Origin of the sequence: Cylindrospermum sp. FACHB-282 (genome assembly GCF_014697195.1) — a bacterium.
Classification (GTDB): domain Bacteria; phylum Cyanobacteriota; class Cyanobacteriia; order Cyanobacteriales; family Nostocaceae; genus Cylindrospermum.
In genome coordinates this window covers 1-7,698 of sequence record NZ_JACJRJ010000091.1, presented here as the reverse complement: position 1 = coordinate 7,698, position 7,698 = coordinate 1, and the positions used below count along the sequence as shown (strand labels likewise).

Below are 7,698 nucleotides of genomic sequence, written 5' to 3'. Positions count from 1 at the left end.
ACATCAAATTGGTGTAGTGGTATTTGGGTGGAATCAGGGACAAAGACAAGAAGCGCAGTTAGGTAGAACAACGCAATCATTTGTGCAGATACCAACCGCCAAACTCAAAAAACGAGTTAAACAGTTATGCGAGTACCACGGCATCAAATTTGTAGAAACTGAAGAATCCTATACCAGTAAAACTAGTTTTTTAGATGGTGATTTTCTACCTACTTTCGGCGCAAAACCTGAAGGGTGGAAACCAAGTGGAAAACGAGTAAAACGCGGTATGTTCCGCACAGGAAAAGGACTATTTATTAACGCTGATTTAAATGGTGCAGCGAATATACTTCGCAAGGTAGAGACACAATTAGGACTCGTCCTAGTCAAGGTCTGTAGGCAAGTTTTGACCCTTGCTACCAGATTTCGTATCTGGGAAACCAAAACTAAAAAGCGAAGTGGTACGGCTTCAGCCTACCACGTAGTATCAGTTTAGAATCCCCGTGTCTTTAGACCGGGGAGAGGTCAACACCTGCCAAATTTTAATCGTTTTGTCTGTACTGCCGCTGCCAAGAAACTTACCATCTACACTCAGCGCAACGGAATTTACTGACCCAGAATGCCCAGTCAGGGTTTGCAGCAATTTGCCTGTAGAAAGATGCCACCGTTTGATAGTCGTGTCTGCACTGCCACTCCAGAGAGTTTGACCATCTGGACTAATAGCTATAGATTTGACCTCGTCTGAGTGTTCAGTCAGGGTATACAGCAGTTTACCTGTGATCAGATGCCAGATTTTGATGGTTTTGTCTGTACTGGCACTCACAAGGATTTTGCCATCTGGACTAATGGCGATAGATTTGACCTCACCTGTGTGACCTGTGAGTGTGCGTAACGGATCACCAGTGTGTGGATTCCACAGCCTGAGTTTGGTGTCAGAACTGCCGCTGGCGAGGATAGTACCATCGGTGCTGATGGCAATGGCATGAACTGCGGATGTATGCCAAAGAGTGCAAATGCGATCGCCTTTGTGCAAATTCCAAATCTTGATTTTATGACTGCCACTGGCGAGAATCTGCCCATCTGGACTGATTGCCACGACATTGACTGGTTTTTGATGACCTAATAGCGTGTGTAGCAGTTTACCCGTTTTCAAATGCCATACCTTCACATTACTTTGAGGGTGTTCGCAACTACCAACAGCCAAAAAATTGCCATTAGAACTCACCGCCACAGATGAAACTTCTCCTAAATTCCCTGTGAGAGTGCGGATTAGTTTACCTGTTTTAAGATTCCAGACATTAATAGTTTTATCTGCACTTCCACTAACTAATACTTCGCCATCAGAACTAATCCCTACCGATGTAACTTTGCCAGAATGTCCAGTAAGGGTATAGCTAATATTGACAGATTCTAAATTGCGTTTGTCTTTGAGATGAGCGATACTTTCTAAAAGTCTCTCAACACAAACAATACTCTCACTATCACCAACTGCCGCAAAGTATTTTCTCAACTTTTGAACATATTCCTCATCTTCTATCCTAACGGCTAATTGCATCGCCTCCAAGGGGCTATCGACTTCTTGATCTGATACTTGCCGGAGTTGCAACCATGTATTAATCGAGTAATCAACCTGTTCCTGTGACCAAGAGATATCAGGTAAATTAGATAAACTTTGGGCTAATTGTAAAGCCAATTCTGGAATCCAGAAATGTCGCTCTGTCTCTAAAGCTTGGTATACTTGTTTGTAACCTGTGGCAATGGCTTGCACTGATTGTAAATCCAGCCCATCTGTGAGCAAACTTGGCAGTAACTCTGGTAATAAGGGAGATACATCATGATGAACTAAGTGATAAGCATCCGCCACCCAAGCAGCAACTAAACAGTGACAGGAAATTAACACCTGGCACAGCTTTTCCAAATCTTGATGATTAATTTGGTATTGTAATCCCAACTTACTCACATCAATTCCTTTATCTTTCCATTTTTCTGCCTTTTCCCAAGTTGCCAAAATAATTGCATTTTCTCTGCCAAAATTATTAATATCTTCGGCATTTTCTCCCAAATTTACCAGTTCATCTCTAACTTTCTTCCACTCCAAGGCACGATTTTTAGCAAAGTCCTCCACAATTTCTCGATAAGGTAAGCGAGCAATTGTCTGATAGTAATAATTTTCTTGCCCCAATCCCCAGTAAGCAATCCGGAAATTTAGATAATCTCCATCATTTTCAGATTCTAAAATTAAAACAGGCTCTGTTTTTAATGAGCAAAAAAGAGCTTTAATACTGGATTCACTATGAAAACGTTTACTATCCCAGGCTCCTGCTAAAAATTCCGTTGGTCTGTCTGGATTGTGCAGAGAGTAATGCTTATTGATAAAGTTTCGTATTCCTTCAGCTAACCTAGGTTCAATTTCGGCAAATCCTTCAGTCCTGTTTTCAAATTGGTCAAACTGCACTCGTGGAGGCGCCAGAAAAATTTTTAGTGGTATGCGTCCATTACTGGTGTGAGATTCTAAAATTTGCGAAGGATATAATCTCAACGGCCAACTATCCATAATTTTATGAACTTCTGGCAAATTGAGTGCTGTTTCTCGCTCTTGCTGGGCTATTTTAAATTGCGTTTCATTATAGTAAACTGCTAATTGCTGTTGCAGACATTTTTGTTGTGAAAATTCGGCAATAGAACTATCTGTCTGGGTAATAATATTTACACTTTGAATGAATTCTTGGATTGATTTGGGGAACAGGTAGTTATTGGTAGTTAGACTTGCTGCTGTTCTTTTTTGAACGAGATTTACCATCACAGGTGCAAACTCTAATACCAGTTGAATTAGTAACCTTAACCCTGGCTCCATAAGTAGACTCCTATTAAATAAATAACATTAACATTGTGCTACAAGGACGGGTAGCAATTTCCCCGCTCTTGTTATCCATATATTGCTTATATTATTACTTGAAAGTATTATCCTTTGTCAGTCCATAAAGATTACACCAAAAATGAATCTAGAACAAGATTGAAATTAAAAAACCTCAGCTATTCGGTAAGGGTTAACTGAGGTATAACTATTAAATCTAAGCTTATGGCTGGGAAATTAATTCAATCATCTTAGAAACTGGGTTTATTGAGATTAGGCTAAGTAAATCTCAATTTAACGGACATTATCTGCTAGTGTTAAGGCTAAATATTTTTTTTCAAACAGAAATTAAAACTTTATTCCCAGTTGCCCATTTATCCCTCTAACAGAATTGTAACCAGCACCCACAAAAACGTGCTTGGTAGCGCTTACTTGCACACCACCGGAAACAGCAATGCCCTTATCTTCTGAATATAAGCCAACTCCTACATAAGGTGAAATTACAGGCAAATTGATAAATTTTAGAACATCTACTCCTGTAGCCCCATCAGGGCCAGTTCCCAATTCAACCCCGAAATTTAAAGCCCTAGCTCCCACAGCATAGGTTGTATCACCATCTTTTCCCCCGACTGAAAGCCAAGGTTGGGGTATCAGTTGTGCTGATGCTTGATTTGGGGCAAATAAAACAAACAAACCTAGTGATATGATTAGTTTTTTGGCAATAACTGCTATTTTCAATTTCTCCTCCTACACGCTGTTATATTTTCATCATTGATGACTAATCTTGACGGATAGAAGCTGATCTAAGTGCCCGATAAGTGTCAGCATGATTTTTATAATCATCGGGTGGGTAGTGTTCATACTACAAACTATAGATGAATATCAAAAATGAGGTAAAAATATTAGATGTAGTAGCTTTTCCAGAGAGCTACTACGTAGTTGTAATTTATTTAGGTTTGTTCACAAAGTATGAACTACTCGGATGAACTTCAACGCTATCTAGATGAACAAGGGCGTGTGAAACAATGGCCATCTAAACGCAATAACGGAAAATTCCAAAGGCTGGTGTTAGAGTATCTAACAACGAAATTTGAGTCCGGTATAATTTACACAGAAAAAGAAGTGAATTTATTACTAAATGAGTATCATTTGTTCGGTGATCCTGCGCTGTTGCGGCGAGAACTTTTTGAGGGTGGACTAATCAACAGAAAGCGTGATGGTTCTGCTTACTGGTCTAATCAGTCAGTGGATAATATCACCATTGAAAATTGACGTGTCCAATCGCTGGGCCACCGTTCAACTACAACTTTGGTTTGAGTGTAAACAACGAATTTATGACAGAGAATTAACCTGATTTAGCAGAAATACTAGCTCAGGAGATGGATAGATATATTGATGATGCAAAGGTTTTTTGTCGTCATGTAGGCAATGGCAGATTAGATTTGGTAAGGTGGATGATCGCTTGTTTTGATGGATGATCTTGAGAAGCCTTTTGTTAGTGTCCTTTCTATTGGCCACCTGCCAAAAAGTTGGATTAGAAAACCACCAAAGACGCAAAGAAATATACTCTCTGCGTCCCTTTGCGTTTAAAAAATATTCCTACATTCTCTCTAAAACCTGAATTCCCAACAAATTTAATCCCAGCTTCAGAGTTCTAGCTGTCAAATCACACAAAATCAACCGCGATGTCCGCTGCGGTTCTTCTGCCTCCAATATTGGCACTCCATGAATGCGATCATAAAACAGATTAAACTTTTTACACAACTCATACAAATACTCGCACAAACGATTAGGTAGCAAATCTTGCTCCACAGTGCTAATAACTTCATCTAGCTGAAGCAAATCCTTTGCTAACACCAATTCTGTTGGATGCTGCAATATAATTTTTGCATTTTCACCCAACTCCTGAAAATTAATATCGCCCTTGCGGCTAATTCCTTGAATCCGTGCATAAGCATACAGCATATAAGGTGCAGTATTGCCTTTGAGATCCAACATTTTATCGTAGCTAAAGATGTAGTTGCTAGTCCGGTTTTGGCTTAAATCGGCATACTTCACTGCACTGATACCAACTACCTCAGCAACATTATTAATGAATTCTTCAGTTTCTTGACGTTCTTCTTCTTGTAATCTAGCTTCTAGGTCTGCACGGCTACGAGCGATCGCTTCATCTAACAAATCCCGCAGCCGCACCGTATCTCCAGAGCGAGTTTTGAACTTTTTACCATCTTCCCCTAGCACCAAACCAAAGGGAACATGCACAAGTTCCACATCATCGGGAATCCATCCGGCTTTACGGGCTACCTGGAAAAATTGAGCAAAGTGGTTTGCTTGTCCAGAATCTGTTACATAAATTATCCGCTTCGCCTCATCTTGTTGAATCCGGTAGCGGAGAGATGCTAAATCTGTCGTCGCGTAGTTATAGCCGCCATCGGTTTTCTGGACAATTAAAGGTAAGGGTTCACCCTCTCTATTCGTAAACCCATCCAAGAAAACACATTTTGCACCTTGGTTTTCTACCAATAAGCCAGATTTATCTAAATCTTGCACAATTCCAGGTAAAAAGGAGTTGTAGAAAGATTCTCCCCGTTCCATTACATGGACATCCAGCAAATCATAAATTACCTGAAACTCAAGCCTCGACTGTTCACATAGCAGTTTCCAAGCATGGATTGTATCTTCAGCCCCTGCTTGTAATCTTACAACCTCTTGCCGTGCCGTCTCTTGGAAAACTTCATCTGCATCAAACCGCAATTTGGCTTTACGGTAAAAGCTGACTAAATCCCCAATATCTAAAGCGTTAGCAGTGGTAAGCGCTTCTGGGTAAACGAACCGCAGGTAGGTGATTAACATCCCAAACTGCGTACCCCAATCACCTACATGATTCAATCGCAATACATCATGACCTTGAAATTCGAGAATCCGAGCGATCGCATCACCAATAATCGTAGACCGCAAATGTCCGACGTGCATTTCTTTAGCAATATTCGGACTAGAGAAATCCACAATTTCCCGTTGTGGGGTTTTCGCCTTTGGGACTCCTAGCCTGGGATCTGCTTGAATAGCGTTAAGTTGTACTTCCAGGAATGCTGTTTTTAGTTTCAGATTGATAAAACCCGGGCCAGCTATCTCCAGGGGTTCGCAAATGTCCGATACATCTAATTTATCAACTATTGCAGATGCGATCGCCCTTGGTTGCTTTCCTAACCTTTTACTCAAAGACAAAGCCACATTCGCCTGATAATCACCAAATTTAGGATTACTCGCAGAAACCAAAATCGGATCTACCCCAGCGTAGTCAGCGCCAAAAGCAGCCACCAAAGCCTGCTCAAACTTAACTTTCAGTTGTTCTTGTGTAGCGTTCATATCTAAATCTTATCTGTTTGCAGGGGCTATGGGCTGCTTAACGCTCGGATATTCCCCAAGGCTTGACTATTTTAACCTTAAAATCTAGTTACATCGTCACCCTGAAGACTGTAATGGTACATTACCACCCCGCTAAACAGTGTCTAGGGTAATTACCAAGTAATTGACTGCATCAAATTTTGTCTTTCTTGCAAATCATTACTTTGTCAAAGTTGGATAATTATTTAATCCTCATACTCAAATCCAACCACCTAGACTGAGTAATCGGCGCACTACTAGAAATATAATCCACACCAGTTTGCGCCACAGCCCGAATAGTCTCCAAAGTCACATTCCCCGAAGCTTCAATCTTCACCCCACTATCCTGCTGGCGAATCAACTGCACCGCCTCACCCATGAGCTTTAAAGGCATATTATCCAACATAATAATGTCAGCTTTGTGCTGTAAAGCCTCCCGCACCTGTTCCAAACTTTCCGTCTCCACCTCAATAGTTAGAGGATAAGGAATCTGAGAACGAACGCGAGTAACAGCTTCTCCAATACCCCCAGCCGCCGCAATGTGATTATCCTTAATCATCACCGCATCATCCAACCCCATCCGGTGATTAATCGCCCCACCCACAGCAGTTGCGTACTTTTCCAAAAGTCTCAAACCTGGTGTAGTTTTGCGCGTATCCACCAACCGGGCAGGTAAATCAGCAATTTTCTCTATATATATATTAGTGAGCGTCGCAATCCCACTCAACCGCATCGCTAAGTTGAGAGCAACCCGTTCCCCCATCAGCAACGCATCCAGCGAACCGTGGATTTCTGCCACTACCTGTCCTGGCTCACACCTAGCGCCTTCATCTGCGATCGCCACAAAGCTCACCTTTTCATTCAAAAGCTGAAATACCCTAGCTGCAACTGGTAAACCAGCAATTATTCCCCCAGCTTTAGCTATCCATTTAGCAGATCCTGGAGTCACATCTTCCACTAATAGGCTACCTGTCGTGCGATCGCCCCTACCAATATCCTCCAACAACCAGCCACCCAACAGCGGATCTAACACTAGCCTTGGCGGCAAAACACCAAACTTACTCACAACTTAATTAGTCTCTACTTGCCGAACATGAACAGTATAGCCTAAAATCCTTACTCTATAAGGATTTTAGTCGGCGCCAAAGAATATCCAAAATAAATTTGGAAAAAGAGTTGACAAAGAAATGTAGACTCGCTATATTAGATGAGTGCCGGAAAGCGAGCGCGACAGAGCGGCGCCGAAAGGAACTGAACCTTGAAAATATTATAGTTTGAAAGCCAGTATAAAACAACTAGCCTGCGTCAGTAAAAAAATAACCTGACCGAGGTTGTAAAAATCGGTTGAAAGAGCTAAAACAAACAAACCAAAACGGAGAGTTTGATCCTGGCTCAGGATGAACGCTGGCGGTATGCTTAACACATGCAAGTCGAACGGTCTCTTCGGAGATAGTGGCGGACGGGTGAGTAACGCGTGAGAA

General features: G+C 41.5%; 6 protein-coding genes and 1 rRNA gene. 3 read left to right on the top strand and 4 right to left on the bottom strand.

All coding sequences use genetic code 11. From position 1 onward, the window contains the following. The coding region (locus H6G32_RS25945) for a zinc ribbon domain-containing protein (protein ID WP_190453510.1) at positions 1-475 on the top strand (475 nt) is incomplete at its 5' end. Here H6G32_RS25945 and H6G32_RS25940 read toward each other — a convergent pair. Together H6G32_RS25940 and H6G32_RS25935 are read right to left on the bottom strand one after the other, a co-directional pair. Beyond that, positions 467-2,833, bottom strand: a complete 2,367-nt coding sequence (locus H6G32_RS25940) for a WD40 repeat domain-containing protein (RefSeq protein WP_190463573.1) — start codon at positions 2,831-2,833, stop codon at positions 467-469. The genes H6G32_RS25945 and H6G32_RS25940 overlap by 9 nt on opposite strands. Before the next feature lie 348 nt (positions 2,834-3,181). Beyond that, positions 3,182-3,571 carry a hypothetical protein gene (locus H6G32_RS25935; RefSeq protein ID WP_190463571.1) on the bottom strand — a complete coding sequence of 130 codons (390 nt, stop codon included), beginning with the start codon at positions 3,569-3,571 and terminating at the stop codon, positions 3,182-3,184. A gap of 231 nt (positions 3,572-3,802) precedes the next feature. Here H6G32_RS25935 and H6G32_RS25930 point away from each other — a divergent pair, with 231 nt between their 5' ends. Next, entirely contained in the window at positions 3,803-4,105 is a 303-nt protein-coding gene (locus tag H6G32_RS25930; protein WP_190463569.1) for a DUF2087 domain-containing protein, read from the top strand. Between the two features lie 327 nt (positions 4,106-4,432). Here the strand turns inward: H6G32_RS25930 and argS are convergent, their stop codons facing one another. Both argS and nadC read right to left on the bottom strand, forming a co-directional pair. Then, on the bottom strand, positions 4,433-6,199 hold the full coding sequence (gene argS / locus H6G32_RS25925; protein ID WP_190463567.1) for an arginine--tRNA ligase: 1,767 nt from the start codon (positions 6,197-6,199) through the stop codon (positions 4,433-4,435). A 220-nt stretch (positions 6,200-6,419) separates the two neighbouring features. Continuing rightward, complete coding sequence (gene nadC, locus H6G32_RS25920; protein ID WP_190463565.1) at positions 6,420-7,283, bottom strand: carboxylating nicotinate-nucleotide diphosphorylase; 864 nt, start codon at positions 7,281-7,283, stop codon at positions 6,420-6,422. A gap of 303 nt (positions 7,284-7,586) precedes the next feature. Between nadC and H6G32_RS25915 the strand changes: the two genes are divergently transcribed. Next, positions 7,587-7,698: ribosomal RNA gene (locus tag H6G32_RS25915) — 16S ribosomal RNA — on the top strand; the annotation flags it as partial.

Bases quoted from the DNA above. Each gene is read 5' to 3' on its own strand.
- H6G32_RS25940 (WP_190463573.1), bottom strand. From the start codon at position 2,833: ATGGAGCCAGGGTTAAGGTTACTAATTCAACTGGTATTAGAGTTTGCA.
- H6G32_RS25930 (WP_190463569.1), top strand. From the start codon at position 3,803: ATGAACTACTCGGATGAACTTCAACGCTATCTAGATGAACAAGGGCGT.
- argS (WP_190463567.1), bottom strand. From the start codon at position 6,199: ATGAACGCTACACAAGAACAACTGAAAGTTAAGTTTGAGCAGGCTTTG.